Source organism: Enterobacter sp. UPMP2061 (assembly GCF_053709615.1).
Map to the genome: position 1 here is coordinate 93841 of NZ_JBSKJP010000002.1, position 26615 is coordinate 120455.

Sequence of the window (26615 nt, forward strand, 5' to 3'; positions counted from 1 at the left end):
GAATCCAATCCATGGACTTTTCCCGTTTTTTCATCGACAGGCCGATTTTTGCCGCCGTACTGTCGATTCTGATTTTTATCACAGGGTTAATCGCCATCCCGCTGCTGCCGGTGAGCGAATACCCTGACGTCGTGCCGCCAAGCGTGCAGGTGCGCGCCGAGTACCCGGGCGCCAACCCGAAAGTGATTGCTGAGACCGTGGCAACCCCGCTGGAAGAGGCGATCAACGGCGTTGAGAACATGATGTACATGAAATCCGTCGCGGGCTCCGACGGCGTGCTGGTGACTACCGTCACCTTCCGCCCGGGCACCGACCCGGATCAGGCGCAGGTTCAGGTGCAAAACCGCGTCGCGCAGGCCGAAGCGCGTCTGCCGGAAGACGTGCGGCGTCTGGGCATCACGACTCAGAAACAGTCGCCAACGCTGACGCTGGTGGTGCATCTGTTTTCGCCTGGCGGTAAGTACGATTCACTGTATATGCGTAACTACGCCACGCTGAAGGTGAAGGACGAGCTGGCGCGTCTGCCCGGTGTGGGGCAGATTCAGATTTTCGGCTCGGGTGAATACGCGATGCGCGTCTGGCTGGACCCGAACAAGGTCGCGGCCCGCGGGCTGACCGCTTCGGACGTGGTCACGGCGATGCAGGAGCAGAACGTGCAGGTGTCCGCCGGGCAGCTTGGCGCCGAGCCGCTGCCGAAAGAGAGCGATTTCCTGATCTCCATTAACGCCCAGGGCCGCCTGCATACCGAAGACGAGTTCGGCAACATTGTCCTGAAAACCACGCAGGATGGTACGGTCGTCCGACTGCGCGACGTGGCGCGTGTCGAGATGGGGTCCGGCAGCTACGCGCTGCGCTCCCAGTTGAACAATAAAGACGCGGTCGGGATTGGTATCTTCCAGTCGCCGGGGGCAAACGCCATCGATCTGTCTAACGCGGTACGCGCCAAAATGGACGAACTGTCCACACGATTCCCGGACGATATGAAATGGGCGGCGCCTTACGACCCGACGGTGTTTGTACGCGACTCGATCCGCGCTGTGGTGCAAACGCTGCTGGAAGCGGTGGTGCTGGTCGTGCTGGTGGTGATCCTGTTCCTGCAAACCTGGCGCGCGTCGATAATCCCGCTGATTGCGGTGCCGGTATCGGTAGTGGGCACGTTCAGTATTCTCTACCTGCTGGGCTTTTCGCTGAATACCCTGAGCCTGTTCGGGCTGGTGCTGGCGATTGGTATCGTGGTGGACGATGCCATCGTGGTGGTGGAAAACGTCGAACGAAATATCGAAGAGGGGCTCGCCCCACTTGCGGCAGCGCATCAGGCGATGCGTGAAGTGTCCGGACCGATTATTGCCATTGCGCTGGTGCTGTGTGCGGTATTCGTTCCGATGGCGTTCCTCTCCGGCGTGACCGGTCAGTTCTACAAGCAGTTTGCGGTAACGATAGCCATTTCCACGGTGATTTCCGCGATCAACTCGCTGACGCTCTCGCCAGCGCTGGCCGCGCTGCTGTTGAAGCCGCATGGCGCCCCGAAAGATTTCCCGACCCGGCTTATCGATCGTCTGTTCGGCTGGATTTTCCGTCCGTTTAACCGCTTTTTCCACCGCAGCTCGACTGGCTATCAGGGGCTGGTGGGCAAAACGCTCGGCCGACGCGGGGCAGTGTTCGTGGTTTATTTGCTGCTGCTTTGCGCTGCGGGCGTGATGTTTAAAGCCGTTCCCGGCGGGTTTATTCCGACGCAGGATAAGCTGTACCTGATCGGCGGCGTGAAAATGCCGGAAGGCTCGTCGCTGGCGCGCACCGATGCGGTGATCCGCAAAATGAGCGAAATCGGGATGAATACCGAAGGCGTGGATTATGCGGTCGCGTTTCCTGGCCTGAATGCGCTCCAGTTCACCAATACGCCGAACACCGGGACGGTCTTCTTTGGCCTGAAGCCTTTCGACCAGCGTAAACATACTGCGGCGGAAATAAACGCGGAGATCAACGCGAAAATCGCGCAAATCCAGCAGGGCTTTGGCTTCTCGATTCTGCCGCCGCCGATTTTAGGTCTGGGCCAGGGATCGGGCTATTCGCTGTACATTCAGGATCGTGCTGGTCTGGGCTATGGCGCGCTGCAAAACGCGGTGAACACCATGTCCGGGGCGATTATGCAGACGCCGGGGATGCATTTCCCTATCTCAACCTACCAGGCAAACGTTCCGCAGCTGGATGTACAGGTTGACCGTGATAAGGCGAAAGCGCAGGGCGTGTCGCTCACCGATCTCTTCGGGACGCTGCAAACCTATCTGGGCTCGTCTTATGTGAATGACTTCAACCAGTTCGGTCGCACCTGGCGCGTAATGGCACAGGCCGACGGGCAGTTCCGCGACAGCGTGGAAGATATCGCGAATTTACGCACCCGTAATAGCCAGGGTGAAATGGTGCCGATTGGCAGTATGGTGAAAATCACGACCACCTACGGTCCGGACCCGGTGATCCGCTACAACGGCTACCCGGCGGCGGATCTGATTGGCGATGCCGACCCGCGCGTGCTCTCTTCCGCGCAGGCGATGACGCAGCTGGACGGTATGTCTAAGCAGATCCTGCCGAACGGGATGAATATTGAATGGACGGACCTGAGCTTCCAGCAGGCCACCCAGGGCAACACGGCGCTGATCGTCTTCCCGGTCGCGGTGCTGCTGGCGTTCCTGGTGCTGGCGGCGCTGTATGAAAGCTGGACGCTGCCCCTGGCGGTGATCCTCATCGTGCCGATGACGATGCTCTCCGCGCTGTTCGGCGTCTGGCTGACCGGGGGCGATAACAACGTCTTCGTGCAGGTAGGGCTGGTGGTACTGATGGGGCTGGCCTGTAAAAACGCGATTCTTATCGTGGAGTTTGCCCGCGAGCTGGAAATTCAGGGCAAAGGCATTATGGAGGCCGCGCTGGAAGCGTGCCGCCTGCGACTACGCCCGATTGTAATGACCTCTATCGCCTTTATTGCCGGGACCATTCCACTGATCCTTGGTCACGGGGCAGGGGCAGAAGTGCGCGGCGTCACCGGGATCACCGTGTTCGCCGGGATGCTGGGTGTAACGCTGTTTGGTCTGTTCCTGACGCCGGTCTTTTACGTGACGCTGCGTAAGTTCGTGACGCGCGGTAAAGCGGAAAGAGAGGTGTTGCCTGCGTAGGACGTAGCAGATAGCAAAAAGCCGCCTTCACAATGAAGGCGGCTTTTTTTTCGCAGTCTGTCAGGATTAGGGCGCTTTTTTATGCTGTGTGCAGAGTTCCGGCACCGGATCGCACCCGCTGGTATCGGCTTTTTTCACCTCTTCCAGCGCGCTGGCGACGGTATGGCGCGCTAAAACCGCTAACGAAGCCTGCTCCGCTTCATCAGCGATTGATTTGAAGTACCAGCAGGCGTTGGCGCTGACCACGCAGCGGGCCGGGACGTCAGGACGGGACGCCCACAGCTTTTTATCTTCAGTGACGGAGAGGTAGATATCACGCAGGGTAATCTCTTCCGCCGGGCGGCCAAGGTGAATAGAGCCGTTGCGGCCAAGCGTGGAGACGATAATGCCGTCGCGGGCGAGAGGAACCATTAACTTGCGGATAAAGCTCGGATTCGCTTCCAGGCCGTAAGCCAGGATTGCACTCGTCGAACGTTCACCCGATTGCTCCGCCATCGCTACGCTGAGAACCATCTGCAAAGCTGTCGGGAAGCGGTAATCTAACATTTTTCTGTCCTGGGTTGCGGTGAATCTTGTTCTTTTTGGCACCGCAGAGGTGAATAATCAGTAAGTAACAATATAACAAATACGGTAATTTTATTGAAGCAATCTGCGGCATACGTGAAGTAACGCTGCGCTGACACATGTCAGGACGTGTAGCGCCGCGTTTACGTTCATGCGAACGCCGGATTCGGGAAATCAACGGTCACCATAAGACCACCTTCGGCTGACGTACTCAGATTGACCCTGCCGTTGTGTTGCTGCGTAACGGCTTTAACGATAGCAAGCCCCAGTCCACTCCCGCTTTGGGTCTGATTAGGATCGCGGAAGAACCTGTCGAACACACGCTCCCGCAATTCAACCGGAATGCCGGGACCCGCGTCTGAGACGCGCAGCTGAGCGGACTTATCACGCGATTGCAGTTGTACCTCAATGCGTCCACCCTCAGGGCTGTACTTCACGGCATTCTCAATTAAATTGTCGATCAGCGATACCAGACGTTCCCGAATGCCTGTGATATGGATTTCATCATCGGCGATGAATTCAAACTCAATTCTGCGCCCGGACGCCAGCGGTTCCAGGGCAGCCATTCGCTCCTGAATAAGCGTCGTCAGTGGCACAGGCGACATCACCGTGCTGATGTGCGCTTCGCTGTGCATCATCAGCAGAAGCTGATTGACGAGACGCGCAGCACGGCTATTGCCGCGAACAATGCCCGCAAGCAGCTCCTGCTGGCTTTCGCTGATGACCCAGGACTGCAACGCCTCGACGTTGACCCGCATCGCGGCCAGAGGCGTACGCAGTTCGTGTGCGGCATCGGCAATAAACATTCTTTCCCTTTCGGCGCTTTCCCGCACCCTGGCCAGAAAGTCATTAATCGCGTCGACCGTCTGGCGAAGCTCCCTGTGTCTGGGGACGGCTTTTAAAGGCGAGAGATCGTCCGGCGTGCGCAATGAAATTTCATTCACCACCTTGTTCCAGGGGCGCATCGCGATGCGGATGGACAGCCACGCGGGGAACAGAAGAAAAGGGATGCATATCATCAGCGGCATGACGTAGTAGCCGCGCGAGTTCAGATAGATAAAGAAATTCCAGCTACCGGCAGGGGTAAAAAGGGTGACTTCCACGTCGGAGTGCGCGGATTTGAGGGTACGGCTGGTCCATGTATGGTCCTCACTCTGGACATGCTGCATGACCCCCAGACGGCTATTTTTTACCCCCGTTGGCGCACCATCCGAAGAAAAAATAATCTCGTTATTCTTGCGAACAATGAGGTTGATGGACAGCTCCGGATCTTCGCCGCCCCCATATCCCTCTCGCAGCGCCTTACTGAATGCTGCCAGCACGGCATCACGCGCCTGCGGGCGATCGTCCATGCTCTCTACCAGGGAAAACAGGGTTTCGTAAGTCTCACTGCCCGTCAGTATGGGAGGGCTACGCAGGTCTTCCAGCAAAATGAAGGTTAAAAAGAGACACCAGAGCAACGTAAGCAGCAGCATCTGGGCGACCAGCATTCGCCTGACCAGCGTGGGAAGCCGGAGGTGGTGCCAAAAATTACGCATCAACCTGCCGCCTTCTGAACGGGTACGGTATCAATGACATACCCAACGCCTCTTACCGTTCGCACAAAACCATCGCCAATTTTTCGCCGCAGGTTACCCATATGCACGTCAAGCGCGTTGCTGAGGTTTTCTTTCGTGCCAAATATCCTTTCTTCCAGATACCGTCGCGTAAGCACGCGATCGGCGCGCAGCATTAACGTTTCAAGCAGCGCATATTCGCTTGCCGTCAGCTCAACGTGGCGTGCGCTCACCGTTACGCGACGCGTCGGAATATGAAGCGACAAACCGCGAATTTCTATTGCCTCATTTTCAAAACCGTAACTGCGCCGCGCAAGGGCTCTCACGCGCGCCAGCAGTTCGGCGAGAACAAAAGGTTTGACCAGATAATCGTCTGCACCTGCATCCAGCCCGCACAGGCGGTCCTGTAGCGTGCCTCGCGCCGTCAGGATGATGACGGGGACGCCCTTAAGCTGTTGACGCAGGCGCGTCATCAGGCTCATGCCATCGCCATCGGGCAGCCCTAGGTCGAGCAAAATAAGTTCCGGCACGCAGATCCCAAGCTGATGCAGCGCATCCTCTTTGCGGCGTACCCATATAACATCAAATCCTTGATCTGCAAGGGCGATACGCACGCCATTGCCGAGATCCAGGTCGTCTTCAATTAGTAGAATTTTCACATTGGTAACTGTATCAACAGTGCATGAAGAACAACTGAAGAAAAAACGGTAACAGGAATTCTACAGGGTTTACAGAACCTTCACGTGCTTCAGCATTTCTTCATTTACGGCTCATAAGAACCTTAGGGTAAGTATTCAGAATGAGCGCTCTGGCGTTTAACACCGCTTGTATCGCAATCATCTGAATCCAAAGGGCTTCTTTAATGAGAAACATCACACTGCGTCATAGTTTCCCCCATTCACGCATCGGTCGCAGCATGAAAAGCATCTTGCCGGGGGCCGTCCTGGCGTTACTGGCTACCCCGACCCTGGCGGCAGATCAGCCTCAGGGCAACGTGTTAACCCTGGGAGGCGGCGTGGATGTTGCGCCACGCTATTCCGGTTCGGACAAGAGCCGGGTCTCTGCGGCTCAGGTGGTTGATTACGCGATGGCCAATGGTTTTTTTGTCAGCACCACGCGGGGGATCGGCTACGGCAACAGCTTTGGTAACCTGGACTACAACGCAGCGCTGAGCTATCGCGCAGGACGTAAGGATCGCGATGTAAGCAGCGATTCGATCGCCTCCGGCAGCGACGACCTGCGAGGAATGGGTGACATTAAAGGCTCAGCTATCGTTGTGCCAGGGCTGGGATACAGGGTGACTGACTGGCTGACCGTGCAGTTGCAGGCAGAGGTCCCGGTTTCTGAGAGAGACAATGGTGAAGCTGTGCATTTCGGCATTGCCAGCCCGCTCTATACATCTCCGAAAAATGCGTTAACGCTGGCGCTGACCGGTAGCTGGGGATCCAGTAAGTATGTGCAAACCTACTACGGGGTGAATGCCGCCCAGTCGGCCGCATCGGGTTTTGCCCGACACGATGCCGGATCGGGAATATATGCGTATTCGCTGAACCTGGACTGGACCCATAAGCTTACCTCCCGCTGGAGCCTGCTTGCCGCAGCTGGCGTTACGCAGCTGACGGGAGAGGCTGGCGATAGCCCCATTGTTCAGCGAAAAACGTCTCCTGTGGGAAGTTTGAAGGTGACGTACAGCTTCTGATGGTTCAGCGAGGGGCAAGGTGCGTTTGTGACAAAACCGCACATAACCCCGTTGCAGGAGCCGGAAGTGCATAAAGCCCGCAGGATGGCGTGGCCCGAAATCGGACCGTTCATCATGCGGGCTTTTTTATCACTGTTGACCCGATAACGCCTGTTCAATCGTACGGGTAATGACGTCCGGCTGGCTGACCATCGATACATGGCTTGCCGCTACCTCCGTGGTGTTGGCGTTGATTTTCTTCGCCATTGCGCGCTCTAGCTCAGGATTGATCATCCGGTCATTTTTGCTGACCACATACCAGCTCGGTTTGTCATGCCAGGCGGCATGCGCGATTTTCTCCCCAAACGCATCGGCCTTAATGGGGCTCTGCGTCGCGGCAATCACGCTGCGCTCAACGTCCTTCACGTCAGGGGCGAAATTCTCGCTGACCGCTTTTATCGGCAGATATAAATACCCCTCTGTGGTTTTAGCGAGGCTGGCGCTCCTTGGCGGAGCAGGGAAGCTATTTGCCAGAGCTGCCGTCGACTGGCCGGAATCCGGCGCAAAAGCGGCAACGTAAACCAGTGACTTCACGCGGGCATTGTTTCCCGCCTCGCTGATTACCGTCCCGCCCCAGGAGTGACCGACCAGCACCACATCCCCATGAGCCCGGGCGATAGCACGCTGCGTGGCGGCGACATCATCTTTCAGAGACGTGAGCGGAAGTTGTACCGCAATGACCTCGGTATGGTGTTTTTGCAGCCGGGTAATCACCTTATTCCAGCTGCTGCCGTCGGCAAACGCCCCGTGCACCAGCACCACGCTGGCTTTCGTCTCTGCCAGCGCACTGGTGGAAACCGCCAGCACCATCGCTGTTAATACAGACAATGCTTTCATAACAGGCTCCTTAAAAGTGATGAACCGCGGCGTGTGGCGGCACGGTGAATTCAACGGTTTTATGGTCGATGGGTTTATGCGTCGGGTCGGCAACGACGATCGTCACTTTGTGCTTTCCTGCGGGCAGCCCGACCAGGATCACCGGCTCGCCGCTGGTATCAGCCCAGTGCCAGGGCGCGTCATCCACCACAACGTGAATATGGCCGATACGCGGAGTGACTTTCAGCGCGTCGGGTCCAAATACAGGTTCAATGCGCAGGTTTTCGACACGGTACTGAATAAAGACCGCACCTTTACTTAGCGGTCCCGCCAGCGGCGGATCGACAATCAGTTTTGCTGGCGGCTGGGGGTGTTCAGGCGGGGCGACGGCGGCTGGACCGTTGACATCAGCGGCGCTCAGGCCATCCAACGGTGCGGCCATTGCGCCAGCAAAGGACGTCAGCGCAAATACAGGAAGCAGGAAATATCGACGAATCATCTGTGTCTCTCCTCATCAGTTTATTATGGCGAGGGATACAGAAGACCATTTTTATGTATCGGGGATGTTTGCTTTTGCGGGCGTTTTGTACCGGTTTGTCAGCGTAGCGCTCGGGATACAGTGCGATACAGTTTGTCTTCCAGGAGCGAACACGCTTTAGCGCTCGGGCGAATCCACCACAAGACCTGATTGCTGCGACTGAATTTTGTCCTGATGGTGATACCAGGCGCCAATGGAGGAATAAACAAAGCGGCCAAAGAAAAACAGGAAACTGATAAGCAGTATGATGCGGGTCATCCGGGTGTTAAATCGATGTCGTTTTCGCATACGCGTAGCCTGACTCACTTTCTTTTCCTGAGTATACCCTTTTGGGCGATACGGCTATTAAGGCACAGCCGCAAGTCAGGGTCAATTCGGCGAAATGTAAAATAGCGTCAATGCTTACATTAATTTATGTTATTAAAAACAACGTTTTTATTTATCGCATTGATAATTACAGGAAAAATATTCAAAAAAAACGTAAGAAAGGTTTATTCAGATAAATTAATTTGATTTAGGTCAACCGCATCCCGTCGTTGATATTTAAAATCCCTCCTCCACTGTGCTTGCCAGGAATTTTCCAGGCAATGTGTACGTCAGGTTGGATGCCTGTCTTCATTTACCCTCTGGAGCGCAAGGGTTGTAAACGAGCATCTATGAATATTCACCACATCCTGAAGCAAAATAAAGACCGCTGGTGGGCACTTCCTCTTATTTTACCTGTCGTGTTACTCCCGGTGCTTAGTGTGGCTAATACCTTAACGCAGTTGGGCGACGGTATCGTTGCGCTCTATTATCTCCCGCTCTCCTTTTTGCTGACGCTGATGTTATTCTTTGGCCTGGAAGCCCTCCCCGGGGTGGTGGTGTCGCTGTTTTTACGTTATTACCCCTCCGTTGGGTTATTTGAAGCCATGGCCGGCATTCTGCATTTTATCGTTCCTCTGGTGCTCAGCTGGGGCGGTTATCGCGTGTTTGCGCCCCGGCGCAATATGACCGCTTACGGTGACATACGCCTGATGGGGCAGCGTATTTTCTGGCAGGTGTTTTGCCCGGCAACGCTATTTCTGCTGCTGTTTCAGTTTGCGGTCTATCTCGGCGTCTATGAGAGCCGCCAGAGCCTCGCAGGACTGAATCCCCTCAATATTCGGACCCTTATTAACTATCAGGGGCTGCTGGTGAGCGGGCTGACGGGCGTGCCGCTAAGCTACCTGCTGATCCGCCTGATACGTCATCCGCGCTATATCAAGGGACTGATGTCCCAGCTCCGCGCGCAAATAGACAAAAAGGTGACGGCCTTTGAGTTTGTGGTGTGGTTTTTAGCCCTGGGCGGGTTGCTGGTCATGCTGCTGCTGCCCATGAATGCAAACAGTTCCATTTTCAGTACCAACTACACCTTGTCCCTGCTGATGCCCGTGATGCTCTGGGGGGCGATGCGCTTTGGCTACAAGCTGATGTCACTCATCTGGACGCCGGTCCTGCTGGTGTCGATTCACTTTTTTTATCACTACATTCCGGTGCAAGAGGGTTATGGCATTCAGCTGGCGATCACCTCATCCAGCTATCTGGTCTTTTCCTTCGTTGTGACGTACATGTCGATGCTGGCGACACGCCAGCGGGCCATCAATATTCGCTCCCGCAGTCAGGCTTTTCTCGATCCGGTGGTGCATATGCCCAACCTGCGGGCGCTGTCGCGCGAGCTGGCCAGTCATCCGTGGTCAGCGCTCTGTTTACTGCGCGTGCCCGAGCTGGAGGTGCTGGGACGCAATTACGGCGTGATGCTGCGGATCCAGTATAAACAGCAGCTGGCGCAATGGATAAACGGCACCCTTCAGCCCAATGAGCGAGTCTATCACCTCACCGGGTATGACATGGCGGTGCGTCTGGAGGCGGAGTCGCATCAACAGCGCATTGAAACGCTGGACGAGCATATCAAGCAGTTTGTTTTTATCTGGGATGGTATGCCGGTACAGCCCCAGGTCGGCGTGAGCTATTGCTATGTACGCTCACCCGTCAATCATCTCTATCTGGTGCTGGGGGAACTGGGCATCGTGGCCGATCTCTCCCTTTCTACCAACCACCCGGAAAATCTTCAGCAGCGCGGGGCTGTTCATTTGCAGCGTAGCCTGAAAGATAAGGTCGCGATGATGAGTCGTTTGCAGGCCGCGCTGGAGCAGGACGCTTTTACCCTGCTGGTTCAGCCTGTTCGCGGGCTGCGCGGTGATTGTTATCACGAGGTGCTGCTGCGAATGCGTGATGATAACGGGGCGCTGATCTTTCCCGAGCAGTTCCTGCCCATTGCACAGGAGTTTGGTTTATCGTCGCGTGTTGATTTATGGGTACTGGAGCATACGTTGAGTTTTCTGGCACAGCACCGCCAGCGTTTGCCGGGCCAGCGCTTTGCGATCAACCTCGCACCTTCTACCGCCTACAGGGCGCAGTTCCCGCTTGAAGTGAGCCGCCTGTTAGCCAAATACGCCGTTGAAGCGTGGCAGCTGATCTTTGAAGTGACCGAAAGCAGCGCCTTTGGTCATGCGGATCTGGCGGCGTCGACCCTCAGGAAATTACAAAAAATGGGCATCCGGATCGCCATTGATGATTTTGGCACGGGCTACGCCAGCTATGCGCGGTTAAAAAGCGTGGACGCAGACATTCTCAAAATCGACGGCGGCTTTATTCGCAATATTGTCAGCAACAGCCTGGATTACCAGATTGTGGCTTCCATTTGCCATCTGGCCCGGATGAAGAAAATGCTGGTGGTGGCGGAATATGTGGAAACGGAAGAGATACGTAGCGCGGTGCACGCGCTAGGTATCGATTATGTGCAGGGCTATTTGATTGGGTTGCCGGCTGAGCTTGATACGTTGCTCAACACGCAGCCTTCTCAGGAGACCGCCTGAGCCGTTACGCTGCCGCCTCAGAACTCTCTTCTTCAATCTTCAACAGCCAGCCGGTGACCGCTTCCCAGTACTGCTGCTCTTTTTCCAGATCCAGCAGCACTAGCGCGTTCTGGCTAAACCAGTCGTGCGGGAAGCTCAGCGTCCAGTGATAGTCATCCGTTTTTAGCTTCAGCGTCGGCGGCGTGGTGGTTGCCTGTCGCTGATTATTGAGCAACACGCCCAGGCGCAACAGCTGAATGAGCGGCAGGAACTGCTTTTTCTTAAATAACGTAAAGCGCGGCAGATCGTCGAGCTTGATGGCTTTGCGGTGATAGCGCACCAGCGTCGCCATCATGGTTTGCTGCTCCTGGTTGAAGCCAGGCAGATCGCTGTTTTGCAGAATATAGGCTGAATGGCGATGCATTCCGCTGTGGTTAATGTTCAGCCCCACCTCGTGCAACATGGCGGCCCATTTCAACAGCGCGGCCAGCTGCGGATGCGCCAGCTTCGGATTCTGCTCCTCCCACTGCTCGTACATCTGAACCGTGGTTTCGAGCACCCGTTTCGCCTGTTCGCGGTCGATGTTGTACTGGTTGGCCAGGCTCTGCGCGGTGCGGCTGCGAATATCCTGATGACGGAAACGGCCTTCCATCTCATACAGCACGCCTTCACGCAGGGCGCCGTCAGAGAGGCGCAGCTCTTTGATCGCCAGCGCGTCAAACACGCCGCAGAGGATCGCCAGCCCCGGTACGAACACGGCTTTACGTTCGTCGGACAGACCCGGCAAACTCAGGGCGTCGAAGCTCTTATGCTTAAGCACCTCTTCGGTGAGTTTCACCAGGCGCTCAGGCGTAATAAACCCGTCTTTTTCACCCATTGCCAGCAGCACTTCATGGGCCGCTTTAATCGAACCCGATGCGCCCAGCGCCACGTTCCAGCCCTGAATACGGTATTGCCAGGCCAGATTTTCCAGTTTTTGTACGGCGGCCATGCGCGCGCGCTGGAAGTTTTCGCGGGTGATGACGCCGCCCGGGAAATACATCTGCGCGAAGCTGACGCAGCCCATACGGCGGCTTTCCACCAGACGCGGCTCGAAGTCTTCGCCAATCACCAGTTCCGTGGAACCACCGCCGATATCAATCACCAGCTTGCGGCCTTTTTCCGGCTGCGTATGCTCCACGCCCATAAAAATCAGGCGCGCTTCTTCGTTACCGGAGATGATCTCAATCGGGTAGGGGATAACCTTTTCCGCGCGCTTAAGAAACTCCGGCGCGTTCAGCGCCTGGCGTAGCGTATGCGTCCCGACGATGCAGACGCTGGACGGCGAAAAGCCTTGCAGACGTTCTGCGAACAGCGACAGACAGTTCAGCCCGCGCTCCATGGCCTCTTCGCTCAGCATGTTACGCGCGTCGAGACCATCGGCCAGATGCACACGCTGCTTCAGACGACCGATGATCTGCATCGCGCCATCCACCTCGCGGGCGATGACCATATGGAAACTGTTTGAGCCAAGATCGACCGCGGCGAACTCCTGCGGGCGTGGGGTATTATCGTTTATTGGCATAGGTTAATCGGATTGCTCAAGTGATTTAATGTAATCGTAAATCGCCAGCTGCGAGCGCACTTTACGGCGATTGCCGCGCGGTACATAGCGATTACTGAGTTCTTTGTCGATATAACGTGCTTTCACCGTATCGCTGAACAGGATCTCGATAATGTCCAGGATACGCTGCTTAAGGCGAGGATCCAGCAGCGGTGCCGCCACTTCAATACGGTAATCAATGTTACGCGTCATCCAGTCGGCGGACGAGAGGTATACGCGCTTATCACCGGCGTTATCGAAAATATAGACGCGATCGTGTTCAAGATAGCGATCCACAATGCTGATCACGCGGATATTGTCGCTGATGCCTTCCAGTTCCGGAATGAGCGAGCACATGCCGCGAATGAGCAGATTTACCGGAACGCCGGAGCTGGAGGCCGCGTACAGGCGGTCCACCAGCCCTTTGTCCACCAGATTGTTGAGCTTCAGCGTGATGCCGGACGACAAGCCGTTCTGCGCATTGGCAATCTCTTTATCGATCATATCGTACAGCAGGCGCCGTGAGTTCTGCGGTGACACCAGCAGATAATCGAAGCTCACCGGGCGGTACGGGTTCTCAATGAAGTTGAACACCCGACGCACTTCGTTGGTGATGCGGGCATCGGCAGTCAGCAGCGAATAGTCGGTGTAGATTCTCGCGGTTTTCTCGTTAAAGTTCCCGGTACCGATATGGGCGTAGCGCACCACGTCGTCGCCCTCTTTACGGGAGATCAGGAACAGCTTGGCGTGAATTTTCAGCCCTGGCGCGGAGAAGATGACGTGTACGCCCGCTTCCGTCAGTCGGCGCGCCCAGTGGATGTTGGCCTCCTCGTCGAAGCGAGCCTGGAGCTCAACCACCACGGTCACTTTCTTGCCGTTGTGCGCCGCGTGGATCATCGCATCGATGATACGGGAATCTTTCGCCACGCGATAAATGTTGATTTTGATCGCCAGCACGTTCGGATCGAACGAGGCCTGACGCAGCAGTTCCAGCACGTGTTCAAAGGTGTGATACGGATAGTAGAGCAGCACATCCCGTTCGCGGATGGCGTCGAACCCGTTGCGGAACTTATCGAACCAGATATGGCGCAGGCGCGGCAGCGGTTTGTTCACCAGATTGGCCTTGCCGACGTTCGGGAAGCCAATGAAATCTTTAAAGTTGTGGTAACGCCCGCCGGGAATAATGGAGTCGTAGCGGGAGATGGTCAGCTTATCGCGCAGCATCTCCACCATCGCGTCCGGCATATCGCGTTGATAGACAAACCGCACCGGCTCCGCCGTCAGGCGCTGCTTGAGGCTGGAAGACATCAGCTCCATCAGGCTGGCCTCCATCTCATGCACCAGATCGTACTCGGCGTCACGGGTCATCTTCATCGAGTAGGCGTTGAGCGCGTCGTAATCGAAGAAGCCTTTGAAGATATCGTCCAGGCAGTAGCGCAGGATGTTATCCAGCAGGATCATCGGCTTACGCCGGCGCGGGGTTTCCGGCGGCAGGTTTACAAAGCGTGGGACTTTATCAGACGGTATTTCCAGCAACGCGTAGTTAATGGTCTCACCACGAATGATTTCTACCGCCAGATAGGTGTAATCATCTTTCAGGAACTGCACCAGATCGGTTTCACGGTTGATCAGAATCGGGGTAATGTGCTGGCGCAGATAATGTTTGAAATAGTGGCGCAGCCAGTTTTGCTGATTCGCGGAGAGCTGGCGTTCGTTGATCAGGAAGATTTGGTTGCGTGCCATTTCCAGCAGCAGCTCGTTATAGAGGCCATCAAATTCCTGATCGGCTTTCATGACGCGAGACTGGATTTTTCCAAGCAGATGCCGGGAGTGGGAGTTCAAGCCCTGTTCTTCGCTGATGATGATTCGGCGTTTCAGTTCGGCGAAGCGAACCTTGTAGAACTCATCCAGATTGTTGGAATAGATGCCTAAAAAACGCATACGTTCAATCAGCGGGTTGCTTTTATCGGCCGCTTCCTGAAGTACACGTTCGTTGAATGCTAACCAGCTTAGCTCTTTCTCGATGTATAACTTTTCCTGACCCATTACAGCTCACACTCCAGTTCAATCACAGGACGTGGTAAATCCGTCTCGTCCTTATTATGGCGAGCATTTCCACGATATGTCCAACAGTGCCAGAAAAGTATGACAGTTATTTTTTTGTTGGGGAATTTAGAGGGTTGGGGGAGGGGGGGGCGGGTGGCGCTGCGCTTACCACGACCTACGGGACCGTAGGCCCGTGCAAGCGAAGCGCCGCCGGGCAATTCAAACAGACTACTCTTCAGCCGCATAACCCTGCGGGGGCAACTTCACGCCGTCCAGCCAGGCTGCGCCGTTGCGCATCTCCAGACGTCCATCGACAAACCAGCTTACCACCAGCGGATAAATGGCGTGTTCCTGCGTCTGCACACGTTCGGTCACGTCGTCTTCGTTGTCGCCGTCAAAGACCGGTACTTTTGCCTGCAAAATGACCGGACCGCCGTCCAGCTCGTCGGTGACGAAATGCACGGAGGTACCATGCTCCTCATCGCCGTTCTCCAGCACCTGACGATGGGTGTGCAGACCGGGGTATTTTGGCAGCAGGGAAGGGTGGATATTGAGCAGTCGTCCGGCGTAGTGTGCAACAAAAGCCGGGCTCAGGATGCGCATGTAGCCTGCCAGCACCACCACGTCAGGCGCGTAGGCGTCAATCTCCTGCACCAGCTCACGGTCAAAGGCTTCACGCCCGGCGAACTGGCTGGCTTCCAGCGCGTGCGCAGGAATGTTCGCTTCCCGCGCGCGCTCAAGGCCGAATGCATCGGCCTTGTTGCTGAATACTGCCCGAATGGTGCCATTGATTTTCTTCTGTTTGCAGGCGTCTATGATTGCCTGCAAATTGCTTCCGTTGCCGGAAATGAGCACCACGATGTTTTTCATTCAATGACCACACGCTGTTCGGAATCGGAAGCTTTAATCGTACCGATTTTCCACGCGTTTTCACCTTTTTCTGTCAGCAGCTTAACCGCTTTATCCGCTTCGCTGGCGGGCAGGGCGATAACCATGCCCACGCCGCAGTTAAAGGTGCGGTACATTTCGTGAGAGCTCACGTTGCCTGCGGTTTGCAGCCAGTTGAAGACGGACGGCCACTGCCATGAGGATGCGTCGATCACCGCCTGGGTATTGTCCGGCAGCACGCGCGGAATGTTTTCCCAGAAGCCGCCGCCGGTGAGGTGAGCGATGGCGTGCACGTCAACGTTCTCAATCAGCTCCAGCACGTTTTTCACGTAGATGCGGGTCGGGGCCAGCAGGTGATCGGCCAGCGGTTTGCCGTCCAGCTCGGTGGTCAGCGGGTCGCAACCGCTCACTTCGAGGATTTTACGCACCAGAGAGTAGCCGTTGGAGTGCGGACCGCTGGAGGCCAGCGCAACCAGCACATCGCCGTCAGCCACTTTGCTGCCGTCGATAATTTCTGATTTTTCTACCACGCCGACGCAGAAGCCTGCGACGTCATAATCTTCACCGTGATACATGCCAGGCATTTCCGCGGTTTCACCGCCGACCAGCGCACAGCCGGATTGCAGGCAGCCTTCGGCGATACCGTTAATGACGCTGGCTGCGGTATCCACGTCCAGCTTGCCGGTCGCGTAGTAATCGAGGAAGAACAGCGGCTCGGCGCCCTGTACCACCAGGTCGTTGACGCACATCGCCACCAGATCGATACCAATCGTATCGTGACGCTTAAGATCCATCGCCAGGCGCAGTTTTGTACCGACACCATCCGTACCCGAGACCAGCACAGGTTCACGATATTTTTGCGGCAGCGCGCACAGTGCGCCGAATCCACCCAGGCCACCCATCACTTCCGGGCGGCGGGTTTTTTTCACCACACCTTTGATTCGGTCAACCAGCGCATTACCTGCGTCAATATCAACACCGGCATCTTTGTAGCTGAGAGAAGTTTTGTTGGTCACGGCTTAAATCCCCACGCGATTGCATAGCTAGTAAGAAAAATCGGCGCAATTCTAACAGTCCAGGCAAACGTTTGCGAGCCTATTCTCGGCGCGGGGATCTTTTTTTCTGTGCGAGTTGTCCAGGGCAACAAACTTGACTCTGTTCACGAAAATGAAACCGGTTTCGGCGATCTGCTTGCAACGGCTATCCCCTTTGCACATCATCAAACTGAAACCGGTTTCTGTAACTGTTTTTGCAGAAAATAACGCAGAATGAGGGATAGCGAATGTCAGGATTTAAAGCAGGTTTTCTGTGGGGTGGGGCCGTTGCGGCGCACCAGCTCGAAGGCGGCTGGAAAGAGGGCGGCAAGGGCGTGAGCGTTGCCGATGTCATGACGGCAGGCGCCCACGGGGTACCGCGTGAAATCACCAACGGCGTGCTGGAGGGGAAAAATTACCCCAACCACGAAGCCATCGACTTTTATCACCGCTATAAAGAAGACATCAAACTCTTTGCCGAGATGGGGTTCAAATGCTTCCGCACCTCCATCGCCTGGACGCGTATCTTCCCGAAAGGCGACGAGCTGGAGCCGAACGAAGCGGGACTCAAATTCTATGACGATCTTTTTGACGAGTGCCTGAAGCACGGCATCGAGCCGGTGATCACGCTTTCCCACTTCGAGATGCCTTTCCACCTGGTGACGGAATACGGCGGCTGGCGCAACCGTAAGCTGATCGACTTCTTTGTTCGCTTCGCGAAGGTCGTTTTTGAGCGCTACCAGCATAAAGTGAAGTACTGGATGACCTTTAACGAGATCAACAACCAGGCCAACTTCCACGAAGACTTTGCGCCGTTTACCAACTCCGGGCTGAAATACGCGCCGGGAGAAGATCGCGAGCCGGTGATGTTCCAGGCGGCGCACTATGAGCTGGTGGCCAGTGCCCTGGCGGTGAAGGCGGGGCGCGAGATCAACCCGTCGCTGCAAATCGGCTGCATGATTGCCATGTGCCCCATCTATCCGCTGACCTGTGCCCCGGACGATATGATGATGGCGATGAACGCCATGCATCGTCGCTACTGGTTCACCGACGTTCACGTGCGCGGCAAGTATCCGCAGCATCTGCTCAACTACTTTGAACGTCGCGGCTTCGCGCTGGATATCACCGAAGAAGATAAAGTGGCGCTCACGCAGGGCTGCGTGGATTACATCGGGTTCAGCTACTACATGTCTTTTGCCACCAAAGCGACGGCGGACAATCCGCAGCTGGACTACGACGAGAGCAAGAGCCTGGTCTCTAACCCGTACGTGCAGAAATCGGACTGGGGCTGGCAGATTGACCCGGTGGGGCTTCGCTACTCCCTCAACTGGTTCTGGGATCACTACCAGCTGCCGCTGTTTATCGTTGAGAACGGCTTTGGCGCGATCGACGTGCAGGAGAGCGACGGCACGGTGAACGACCAGTACCGCATCGACTACCTTTCCGCACACATCCGCGAGATGAAAAAAGCGGTGGTGGAAGACGGCGTAGATCTGATGGGCTATACCCCGTGGGGCTGTATCGACCTGGTCTCTGCCGGCACAGGCGAGATGAAAAAACGCTACGGCTTTATCTTTGTCGATAAAGATAACGAAGGTAACGGCACGCTGAACCGCAGCAAGAAGAAATCGTTCGACTGGTATAAGCAGGTGATTGCCAGCAACGGCGATAACCTGTAATTGTCGGGTGGCGCTAACGCTTACCCGACCTACACTACACGTAGGCCCGCGTAAGCGCAGCGCCACCGGGCAGAACCCGCACCCAAGCCGGAGCTTCGCCTCCGGTTTTTTTGTCTCTAAATCACTTTGCTTGATATACGTCAAGCAAGATGGGTATGGCCTAATCCGAAAAAAGCGGTATAATCCCGCGATTTTTTTGCGGATGCCACCTCAGAGGAGAAAGAGAATGAAGATTGTGGAAGTGAAACACCCACTCGTTAAACACAAGTTGGGCCTGATGCGTGAGCATGACATCAGCACGAAGCGTTTTCGCGAACTGGCTTCTGAAGTGGGTAGCCTGCTGACCTACGAAGCGACCTCTGATCTGGAAACGGAAAAAGTGACCATCGAAGGCTGGAACGGTCCGGTACAGGTTGAGCAGATCAAAGGTAAAAAAATTACCGTGGTGCCAATCCTGCGTGCGGGTCTGGGCATGATGGAAGGCGTACTGGAGCACGTCCCAAGCGCGCGTATCAGCGTGGTGGGTATCTACCGTAACGAAGAGACGCTTGAGCCGGTCCCGTACTTCCAGAAGCTGGTCTCTAACATCGACGAGCGTATGGCGCTGGTGGTTGACCCGATGCTGGCGACCGGCGGTTCGATGATCGCCACCATCGACCTGCTGAAAAAAGCGGGGTGCAGCAGCATCAAAGTGCTGGTGCTGGTTGCGGCGCCGGAAGGTATCGCGGCGCTGGAAAAAGCGCACCCGGACGTTGAACTCTATACCGCGTCTGTCGACCAGGGACTGAACGAGCACGGGTACATCATCCCGGGGCTCGGCGATGCCGGCGATAAGATTTTTGGTACTAAATAATCGAATAACGATAAAGAAGCCGACTTTGATAGTCGGCTTTTTTTTGAATAAAAACCAACAATGACACTCAGAGGAAAACACTATGACGCGCCGTGCTATCGGGGTGAGTGAAAGACCGCCGCTTTTACAGACAATCCCGCTTAGTTTGCAGCACCTGTTCGCCATGTTTGGCGCAACCGTGCTGGTGCCAATCCTGTTTCACATTAACCCGGCTACCGTGCTGCTGTTCAACGGCATCGGTACGCTGCTTTACCTCTTCATCTGTAAAGGCAAAATCCCGGCCTATCTCGGGTCGAGCTTCGCGTTTATCTCCCCGGTTCTGCTGTTGCTGCCGCTGGGTTATGAGGTCGCGCTGGGCGGCTTTATCATGTGCGGCGTGCTGTTCTGCCTGGTCTCCTTCATCGTGAAGAAAGCCGGTACCGGCTGGCTGGACGTGATGTTCCCGCCTGCGGCCATGGGGGCCATCGTTGCCGTCATCGGCCTGGAGCTGGCGGGCGTGGCGGCGAACATGGCCGGGCTGCTGCCTGCGGACGGTCAGTCACCGGATTCTAAAACCATCATTATTTCGCTGGTGACGCTGGGCGTGACGGTGTTTGGCTCCGTGCTGTTCCGCGGTTTCATGGCGATTATCCCGATCCTGATCGGCGTGCTGGCGGGCTACGCGCTCTCCTTCGTGATGGGCGTTGTGGATACCACCCCGATTGCCGAGGCGCACTGGTTCGCGCTGCCAACCTTCTACACCCCGCGCTTTGAATGGTTCGCCATTTTCACTATTCTGCCTGCCGCGCTGGTGGTGATTGCTGAGCACGTCGGCCACCTGGTGGTCACGGCGAACATCGTGAAGCGCGACCTGATCCGTGACCCGGGTCTGCATCGCTCCATGTTTGCCAACGGTTTCTCCACCATCATCTCTGGTTTCTTCGGCTCCACGCCAAACACGACTTACGGTGAGAATATCGGCGTAATGGCGATCACCCGCGTCTACAGCACCTGGGTTATCGGCGGCGCGGCGATCATCGCCATTCTGCTCTCCTGCGTTGGTAAACTGGCGGCGGCGATCCAGATTATCCCGGTTCCGGTGATGGGCGGCGTTTCCCTGCTGCTGTACGGGGTGATCGGTGCCTCCGGTATTCGCGTGCTGATTGAATCCAAAGTGGATTACAGCAAGGCGCAGAACCTGATCCTGACCTCCGTTATCCTGATTATCGGCGTGAGCGGCGCGAAGGTGCACATCGGCGCGGCAGAGCTGAAGGGTATGGCGCTGGCGACCATCGTCGGCGTCGGCCTGAGCCTGATTTTCAAGCTGATCTCGGTGATCCGCCCGGAAGAGGTGGTGCTGGACGCAGACGACAGCGAAAAAGCGCCACATTGATCGTCATGCCGGGCGAAGGATCGCCCGGTTCTCTCCTTGCAGGTTCCGTGTTAAACTCCATTCCGATTTTATGTAAGATCTCTGGTTGAGGTATTTCTGAACGGACCGGCACAGCTCTCTCTGCCACTTTATCTCCCTGACGACGAAACTTTCGCGAGTTTCTGGCCGGGTGATAACCCCTCTTTACTGGCTGCACTGCAAAACGTGCTGCGCCAGGAACACAGCGGATACATCTATATCTGGTCACGCGAAGGCGCGGGACGCAGCCACCTGCTGCATGCCGCCTGTGCGGAGCTTTCGGCGCGCGGTGACGCGGTAGGCTATGTGCCGCTGGATAAACGCACCTGGTTTGTGCCTGAGGTGCTGGAGGGCATGGAACATCTCTCCCTGGTCTGCATCGATAATATCGAATGCGTGGCGGGTGATGAGCCGTGGGAAATGGCGATCTTTAACCTCTACAACCGCATTCTGGAGTCGGGCAAAACCCGGCTGCTGATCACCGGCGATCGTCCGCCGCGCCAGCTCAATCTGGGGCTGCCGGATCTGGCGTCTCGTCTGGACTGGGGGCAAATCTACAAGCTGCAACCGCTGTCGGATGAAGACAAACTCCAGGCACTTCAGTTGCGCGCCAGACTGCGCGGATTTGAACTGCCGGAAGACGTAGGGCGCTTCCTGCTCAAGCGTCTGGATCGGGAGATGCGCACGCTCTTTGATACGCTCGATCAGCTCGATCGCGCCTCCATCACCGCCCAGCGCAAGCTGACCATTCCGTTTGTGAAAGATATTCTTAAGCTTTGAGTTTTTTGCCCGGTGGCGCTGCGCTTACCGGGCCTACGAAAACCAGTCATACCACGTAGGCCGGGTAAGGCGCAGCCGCCACCCGGCTAAAGATCCCCCAACAAGTGCTCCACCAGCAGCGGAATCGGTCTTCCCGATGCCACGCTTCTGCCGTTCTCACGCCACAGCGCCGTCCCGCTGATATCCAGATGCGCCCACGGAATGGTCGGCGGGCAGAAGTGATGCAGCAGCCACGCCGCCGAGGCGCTGATCGCCGCATTGTTGGTCGGCGTGTTGCACAGATCGGCAATGGCGCTGTCGGTCTGCTTTCTCAGCCGCGCATCCAGCGGCAGGGACCACACCTCGTCGCCGCTTCGTTTGCCCGCGAGCGTCAGTGCCTGACGCAACGGCTCATCCTGGGTCATCAGCCCGCTCAGCTCATACCCCAGCGCTTTCACCACCGCTCCGGTTAAGGTCGCCATATCAATGATATAGTGAGCCTGCGGATGGCGCTGACTCGCCCAGGCGATAGCGTCTGCCAGCACCAGCCGGCCTTCGGCATCGGTATTGTTGATTTCAACGGTGGTGCCGTTGCAGGCCATCGCCACCGTGCCGGGCTGCATGGCGTCGGGGCCGATGGCGTTTTCCGCCAGCGCCAGCACGCCCATGATGCGCACGGGTAATTTCAGCTCCGCAACGGTCAGCATCAGCCCGAGCACGTTAGCCGCGCCACACATGTCATATTTCATGGTGTACATGCCCGCGCCTTCCTTCAGCCACAGGCCGCCGGTGTCAAAGGTAATGCCTTTTCCCACGTAGCAGCGCACCGGGCCATCAGACACGCCGTTATAGTGAATAGCCAGCAGGCGCGGTGGGCAGGTCGCCCCTTTGCCGACGGCGTGCTGCAACCCAAGCCCTTGCTCAACGATTTGCGTTTCATCCAGTACGTCACACCGCAGGGCAGGGCTGGCGGCACACAGTTTTTGCGCCTCATCCACCACAAACTGCGGCGTGCAGCGGTCGGACGGCATATCCGCCAGACGTCGCGCCGCAACCATGCCGAGCGCAATGGCCTGCTGCTGGCGGAAGGTCGTCTCCAGCTTCGCCTGCTGTTCCGGCAGGCAGAGGGCAGTGATGCAGGTAAGACGCAGCGCTACGTCCGTCTTCTTCAGCTTCAGGTCACTGAGCCTGTGCGCCTGATTAAAGAGAAAACGCAGTACCTGCGCCAGCACCACATCGTCAATATCCGTCACGTCCAGCACGAGTTCGGCGCTGGCGGGGGCGGCAAGCAGCGGTCGCAGGGCGGTGAGCAACCCTTCGGTCAGGGCGTCATGCCAGAGCGCATCCGGAAACAGGGTGATGCGGGCAAACGGCGCGCAGCCAAAGCGCGCGTCCGCGACGGTGCTCTGCTGGCGCATTTCAGCGATAAGAGCGCTATCCGGTAACAGGGAACTGTCAGCGCGCGCAATCAAATGGCTTTGCGGCTTCGCGTCTGAAAGCGCGTTGATAAACTGGTATGTGATCATCATGACTCCTCAATCGGTGCGCGGATCCGCGCGGCATAGGCCTGCATCCACTCCTCATCTACCGCGTGATAGTGCGTTTTCTCCCGCAGGCGTTCAGTACGGAAAACGGTGAGGGGCTGGCGAGCCGTCGCCACCACAAACGAGAAGGTTTTGATGTTGGTCGCGGCGCCAAATTCTCCTTTGCTGTTCATGCACACCACGGAGAGATCGCCCGCGCGGCCAAAGCGCGACATCAGCTTGTCTTCCAGTTCGAACACCACCGAATCCGCCGCCTGCTGCGGCGTCATCCCTTGCGCCATCCGGCGAACGATTTCGTAGCTGGTACAGCCCTTCATCAGATCTTCACCGACGCCCGTGGCGGTGGCCGCGCCGGTTTCGCTGTCGCAGTAAAAGCCGGAGCCGATGATGGGTGAGTCACCGAGGCGACCGCGTTTTTTCATAAACAGGCCGCTGGTGGAAGTGGCGACGCTCATCGATCCCTGTTTATCGAGGCCGATGATACCGACGGTGTCATGTCCGTCGTAGGGGCTTAACCCCTTATCCAGCGTTTCGCGGCAGCGCTTACGGTAGTGTTGCATGGCGCGATCCGTGAGCATGGTTTTGTCGGCAAAGCCCTGGCTCAGCGCCCATTCGCGCGCGCCCTGGCCGACCAGCAGGCTGTTATAGCGCTGGCGGCTGAGCGCGTGCGCCACGCGTACCGGGTTGGCGATATCCACCAGATTGCCCACGGCGCCGAACGCCAGCGTGTCGCCGTCCATATAGGCCGCGTCCAGCTCTACCTCGCCGTTCTCGGTCGGCAGCCCGCCGTAGCCGACGGATTTATAAAACGGAAAGTCCTCGACGGCGGCGACGGCATCCACCACCGCCGGAGCGACAGGTTTGCCCGCAGCCAGCGCAGACGCAGTTTCCGTGACGCCTTCAAGCGCCATTCGCCAGGTTGCGATAATTCCCCACATGCTTTACTCCTGTTTTGCAAGGGTGGTGTCGGTTTGCGTAGCGGTAGTCAGCTCCGCGGCGCGGTACTGTTTATCCAGGATACGCATGAAAGGCAGGTACAGCATGGCGCCAATCAGCAGGTTGATCAGCTGCATCACGCTGCCGCTCAGGTGCCCGGTGACGATAAAGCCGCTGATAACCGGCGGCAGCGTCCAGGGGATAAACACCCCGGTGGTGACGGCGACCGCACCAATTTTCATCGCCGCATACTGCACGGTGACCAGCACCAGCGGCACCAGATTGAACGGGATGAGCATGATCGGGTTCATGATCACCGGCAGGCCAAACAGGATCGGTTCGTTGATGTTAAACACCGACGCGCCCGCACCGAGGCGCGCGACTTCGCGCATGTTTTTGCTGCGGGCGAAAATCAGCATCGCAATCACCAGCGACAGCGTGGCGCCCGCGCCACCCATCCAGATCATGTCAAAAAACTGTTCGGTGATGATGTGCGGCGGCGTCGTTCCCGCCTGGATCGCGGCGATGTTGTCGGTCTGGTTCTCCATCCACAGCGGGCGAATAATTCCGTTGATCATCGAACCGGAGTTAATGCCCACTGACCACAGAATGGTGATGCTGAATACGGTCATCAGCGCCCCGAAATAAGAGGTGCCGTAGTGGCGTACCGGGGTGGCAACCACTTCATAAATAAACTGGTGGATGGTGTGGTAGTGGGTGTTTTCAAAGATGATGCGGATAAGCAGCACCAGAATCATTACCAGCAGGGCCGGGATCAGGGCCGCGAATGACTCCTGCACCGCCGGAGGCACGCCGTCCGGCATTTTGATGACCAGCTTTTTGCGCTTCAGCCAGCAGAACAGTTCCGTCCATAGCAGGGAACCGATCATCGCCACGAACAGCCCTTTGCTGCCAATCCACTCTACCGGCATCACGGTAATGCCGCCGTTTTCCGCCACTTTGATAAAAGGCGTCAGGATCAGAAACGCGACCAGCGCCAGGATGCCGCAGGAGATGCGGTCCTCGCCATAATGCTCAGCCAGGCGGTAGGCCACCAGGAAGCTGATAAACAGCGACATGGTTGAGAACACCGCGTTAAACGGGATCTCTATAATTGCACTCCAGCTCTCACCAAAGGCCTGAGACATAAACTGCTGATAGGCCTGATTCGGGAAGGAGGAGATCACCAGCAGAATGGAGCCGACGATAATAAACGGCATGAATGACACGTAGGCGCCGCGAATGGCCCCAAGATGACGCTGCTGGGCCGTTTTCGCCGCCAGCGGCATCAGTTTTGCTTCAAGAAATCCCAGAACATTGTTCATTGTGAACTCCGTACAAGATTGAGAGGTGTTGTTTATGTTATGTCTGTGGATTATCAGTGAAGCGTGGCGAGCGAAAGGTGAAATCGGTCACAAAGCATTCGCTGCTCTGATATAAATCTCATAAGATTAGTTAAGGAGAGGCGCGATGGAAATCAAACTGCATGCCAACGCCACCACTACGCCGCGTATCCGTCGCTATCTTCAGCAGTCAGATAAAAGCGACAGAGAGCTTGCCGTTGAGCTGGGGATCTCGGTCACCACCGTCAGGCGCTGGCGCAACCGCGACCAGGTTTCGGATAACCACACAACGCCAAAAGTGATACACAAAGCGCTGAGACAAGAGCAGGCGGCACTGATAAATGCCCTGCGGGATATCACCGGGGCACCGCTGGATGAACTGCTGCTGCTGGTGAATGACGGACTCGGGATCGCCGTTTCCCGCGCGACCCTGAACCGCTACCTCAAACCAGCCTCGCTAAAACAAAAGGGGGCGTCGTTGCAGGGCAAAAAGGCGCTGAAGGCCGGGATCATGCCGCAGAAGCTACTCCTGCATCATCAGCCGCTGTCGCTGCATATGGACGACGGTGGCGAGCAACACCTGCTCTGGGCGCGTGAACCCGTCAGCGGCTGGTGTTACGCCCGGCTTTATGCTGGCGTATCGCCGCAGTTGCTGACCCGCTGGACGAACGAGGTGCTGGCTGCCTGTCCGGCTGATATTCAATCTGTTGAGACTTTTGGGCTAGAAGTGAACTTGCCGGAGCATAACGTCACCGTAAAAGTGCATTCACAGTATTATCTCGCCCTTCAGGTCACCGTGCCGTTACGCGAAATCATTCCGCGGGTGAACAGTGAACCGATGGGAGAGCTGTTGATCCAACTGTGTGAGTTTTACAACCGGGGAAAAGCGCAGAAAAAGCTGGGAGAGCGTACGCCGCAGGCGTTTCTGGAAGCGCTGCGGCGTAACGATTAGACGATCTCGAGCACGTCTTCCGGCGGACGGCCGATACGCGCCTTGCCATTTGCCACTACAATCGGGCGCTCAATCAGCTTTGGATTGTCGACCATCGCCTGAATCAGCCGATCTTCAGTGAGACTGGTATCGTTCAGATTGAGCGACTTATACAGATCTTCTTTCTGACGCATCAGGTCGCGTGCGCTGCCCATGTTCAGCATCTTCAGCAGCTGGCGGATAGTCTGCGCGTCCGGCGGCGTCTCCAGGTACAGCACCACTTCCGGTTCGATGCCGTTAGACTTCAGCAGGCTGAGGGTGTCTCGGCTCTTGGAGCAGCGAGGGTTATGGTAAATTTTTACCGCGTCTGTCATGACT

22 protein-coding genes are annotated in these 26615 nt (G+C 56.6%); 8 read left to right on the forward strand and 14 right to left on the reverse strand.

Translation table 11 applies throughout. The features are described 5' to 3' along the window. Nucleotides 1-11: 11 nt before the first annotated feature. A complete protein-coding gene (oqxB, locus tag ACWKXX_RS06025) occupies nt 12-3164 on the forward strand; it encodes a multidrug efflux RND transporter permease subunit OqxB (protein ID WP_017692935.1) in 3153 nt (1050 codons plus the stop codon). 66 nt (nt 3165-3230) lie between these two features. On the opposite strand, the gene ACWKXX_RS06030 is transcribed toward oqxB, so the two are convergent. The 3 genes from ACWKXX_RS06030 to ACWKXX_RS06040 all read right to left on the reverse strand — a co-directional run bounded on the left by ACWKXX_RS06030 (nt 3231) and on the right by ACWKXX_RS06040 (nt 5943). Then, entirely contained in the window at nt 3231-3710 is a 480-nt protein-coding gene (locus tag ACWKXX_RS06030; protein WP_003860591.1) for an RrF2 family transcriptional regulator, read from the reverse strand. Nucleotides 3711-3877: 167 nt separating this feature from the next. Next, on the reverse strand, nt 3878-5266 hold the full coding sequence (locus ACWKXX_RS06035; RefSeq protein WP_261666078.1) for a sensor histidine kinase: 1389 nt from the start codon (nt 5264-5266) through the stop codon (nt 3878-3880). Next, complete coding sequence (locus ACWKXX_RS06040; RefSeq protein WP_017383516.1) at nt 5266-5943, reverse strand: response regulator; 678 nt, start codon at nt 5941-5943, stop codon at nt 5266-5268. Before ACWKXX_RS06040 ends, ACWKXX_RS06035 begins: the two co-directional genes overlap by 1 nt. Before the next feature lie 203 nt (nt 5944-6146). Here ACWKXX_RS06040 and ACWKXX_RS06045 point away from each other — a divergent pair, with 203 nt between their 5' ends. Further along, nucleotides 6147-6983: a MipA/OmpV family protein gene (locus tag ACWKXX_RS06045; RefSeq protein WP_045348937.1), complete on the forward strand. Its 837-nt coding sequence runs from the start codon at nt 6147-6149 to the stop codon at nt 6981-6983. 129 nt (nt 6984-7112) lie between these two features. Here ACWKXX_RS06045 and ACWKXX_RS06050 read toward each other — a convergent pair whose 3' ends face one another. The 3 genes from ACWKXX_RS06050 to ACWKXX_RS06060 form a co-directional block, all read right to left on the reverse strand. Continuing rightward, nucleotides 7113-7859, reverse strand: coding sequence for an alpha/beta fold hydrolase (locus ACWKXX_RS06050; protein WP_261666080.1), 747 nt, complete (start codon nt 7857-7859; stop codon nt 7113-7115). A gap of 10 nt (nt 7860-7869) precedes the next feature. Further along, on the reverse strand, nt 7870-8337 hold the full coding sequence (locus ACWKXX_RS06055) for a DUF6130 family protein (protein WP_015572184.1): 468 nt from the start codon (nt 8335-8337) through the stop codon (nt 7870-7872). Nucleotides 8338-8493: 156 nt separating this feature from the next. Next, complete coding sequence (locus ACWKXX_RS06060) at nt 8494-8664, reverse strand: YfgG family protein (RefSeq protein WP_017383512.1); 171 nt, start codon at nt 8662-8664, stop codon at nt 8494-8496. A 368-nt stretch (nt 8665-9032) separates the two neighbouring features. On the opposite strand from ACWKXX_RS06060, the gene ACWKXX_RS06065 reads away from it, so the two are divergent. Beyond that, a complete protein-coding gene (locus ACWKXX_RS06065; RefSeq protein WP_032654437.1) occupies nt 9033-11273 on the forward strand; it encodes an EAL domain-containing protein in 2241 nt (746 codons plus the stop codon). Nucleotides 11274-11277: 4 nt separating this feature from the next. Here the strand turns inward: ACWKXX_RS06065 and ppx are convergent, their stop codons facing one another. The 4 genes from ppx to purM form a co-directional block, all read right to left on the reverse strand. Next, the gene (ppx, locus tag ACWKXX_RS06070; protein WP_003860570.1) at nt 11278-12816 is read right to left on the reverse strand and encodes an exopolyphosphatase; all 1539 of its coding nucleotides are present in this window, start codon (nt 12814-12816) and stop codon (nt 11278-11280) included. A gap of 3 nt (nt 12817-12819) precedes the next feature. Further along, nucleotides 12820-14880, reverse strand: coding sequence for a polyphosphate kinase 1 (ppk1, locus tag ACWKXX_RS06075; protein WP_017692942.1), 2061 nt, complete (start codon nt 14878-14880; stop codon nt 12820-12822). 228 nt (nt 14881-15108) lie between these two features. Then, nucleotides 15109-15750, reverse strand: coding sequence for a phosphoribosylglycinamide formyltransferase (gene purN / locus ACWKXX_RS06080; RefSeq protein ID WP_006811493.1), 642 nt, complete (start codon nt 15748-15750; stop codon nt 15109-15111). Beyond that, complete coding sequence (purM, locus tag ACWKXX_RS06085; protein ID WP_017383509.1) at nt 15747-16784, reverse strand: phosphoribosylformylglycinamidine cyclo-ligase; 1038 nt, start codon at nt 16782-16784, stop codon at nt 15747-15749. Before purM ends, purN begins: the two co-directional genes overlap by 4 nt. A gap of 266 nt (nt 16785-17050) precedes the next feature. Between purM and ACWKXX_RS06090 the strand changes: the two genes are divergently transcribed. The 4 genes from ACWKXX_RS06090 (at nt 17051) to ACWKXX_RS06105 (ending at nt 21504) form a co-directional block, all read left to right on the forward strand. Next, the gene (locus ACWKXX_RS06090; protein WP_015572190.1) at nt 17051-18481 is read left to right on the forward strand and encodes a 6-phospho-beta-glucosidase; all 1431 of its coding nucleotides are present in this window, start codon (nt 17051-17053) and stop codon (nt 18479-18481) included. A 226-nt stretch (nt 18482-18707) separates the two neighbouring features. Continuing rightward, entirely contained in the window at nt 18708-19334 is a 627-nt protein-coding gene (gene upp, locus ACWKXX_RS06095; protein ID WP_003860560.1) for a uracil phosphoribosyltransferase, read from the forward strand. An 82-nt stretch (nt 19335-19416) separates the two neighbouring features. Next, on the forward strand, nt 19417-20706 hold the full coding sequence (gene uraA, locus ACWKXX_RS06100) for a uracil permease (RefSeq protein WP_003860558.1): 1290 nt from the start codon (nt 19417-19419) through the stop codon (nt 20704-20706). A gap of 96 nt (nt 20707-20802) precedes the next feature. Then, on the forward strand, nt 20803-21504 hold the full coding sequence (locus tag ACWKXX_RS06105) for a DnaA inactivator Hda (RefSeq protein ID WP_211482948.1): 702 nt from the start codon (nt 20803-20805) through the stop codon (nt 21502-21504). An 86-nt stretch (nt 21505-21590) separates the two neighbouring features. On the opposite strand, the gene ACWKXX_RS06110 is transcribed toward ACWKXX_RS06105, so the two are convergent. From ACWKXX_RS06110 to celB, 3 genes are read right to left on the reverse strand one after another with little or no spacing between them, the layout of a single operon-like run. Then, nucleotides 21591-23009: a leucyl aminopeptidase family protein gene (locus tag ACWKXX_RS06110; RefSeq protein WP_261666500.1), complete on the reverse strand. Its 1419-nt coding sequence runs from the start codon at nt 23007-23009 to the stop codon at nt 21591-21593. Further along, nucleotides 23009-23965 (reverse strand): N(4)-(beta-N-acetylglucosaminyl)-L-asparaginase, encoded by a 957-nt coding sequence (locus tag ACWKXX_RS06115; protein WP_261666081.1) that lies wholly within the window; start codon nt 23963-23965, stop codon nt 23009-23011. The genes ACWKXX_RS06110 and ACWKXX_RS06115 overlap by 1 nt, the downstream gene beginning before the upstream one ends. A 3-nt stretch (nt 23966-23968) precedes the next feature. Further along, on the reverse strand, nt 23969-25288 hold the full coding sequence (gene celB / locus ACWKXX_RS06120) for a PTS cellobiose transporter subunit IIC (RefSeq protein ID WP_032619279.1): 1320 nt from the start codon (nt 25286-25288) through the stop codon (nt 23969-23971). Nucleotides 25289-25433: 145 nt separating this feature from the next. On the opposite strand from celB, the gene ACWKXX_RS06125 reads away from it, so the two are divergent. Then, nucleotides 25434-26258 carry a homeodomain-like domain protein gene (locus ACWKXX_RS06125; protein ID WP_017383504.1) on the forward strand — a complete coding sequence of 275 codons (825 nt, stop codon included), beginning with the start codon at nt 25434-25436 and terminating at the stop codon, nt 26256-26258. On the opposite strand, the gene arsC is transcribed toward ACWKXX_RS06125, so the two are convergent. Beyond that, nucleotides 26255-26611: an arsenate reductase (glutaredoxin) gene (arsC, locus tag ACWKXX_RS06130; RefSeq protein WP_017383503.1), complete on the reverse strand. Its 357-nt coding sequence runs from the start codon at nt 26609-26611 to the stop codon at nt 26255-26257. The genes ACWKXX_RS06125 and arsC overlap by 4 nt on opposite strands. Nucleotides 26612-26615: the final 4 nt, after the last annotated feature.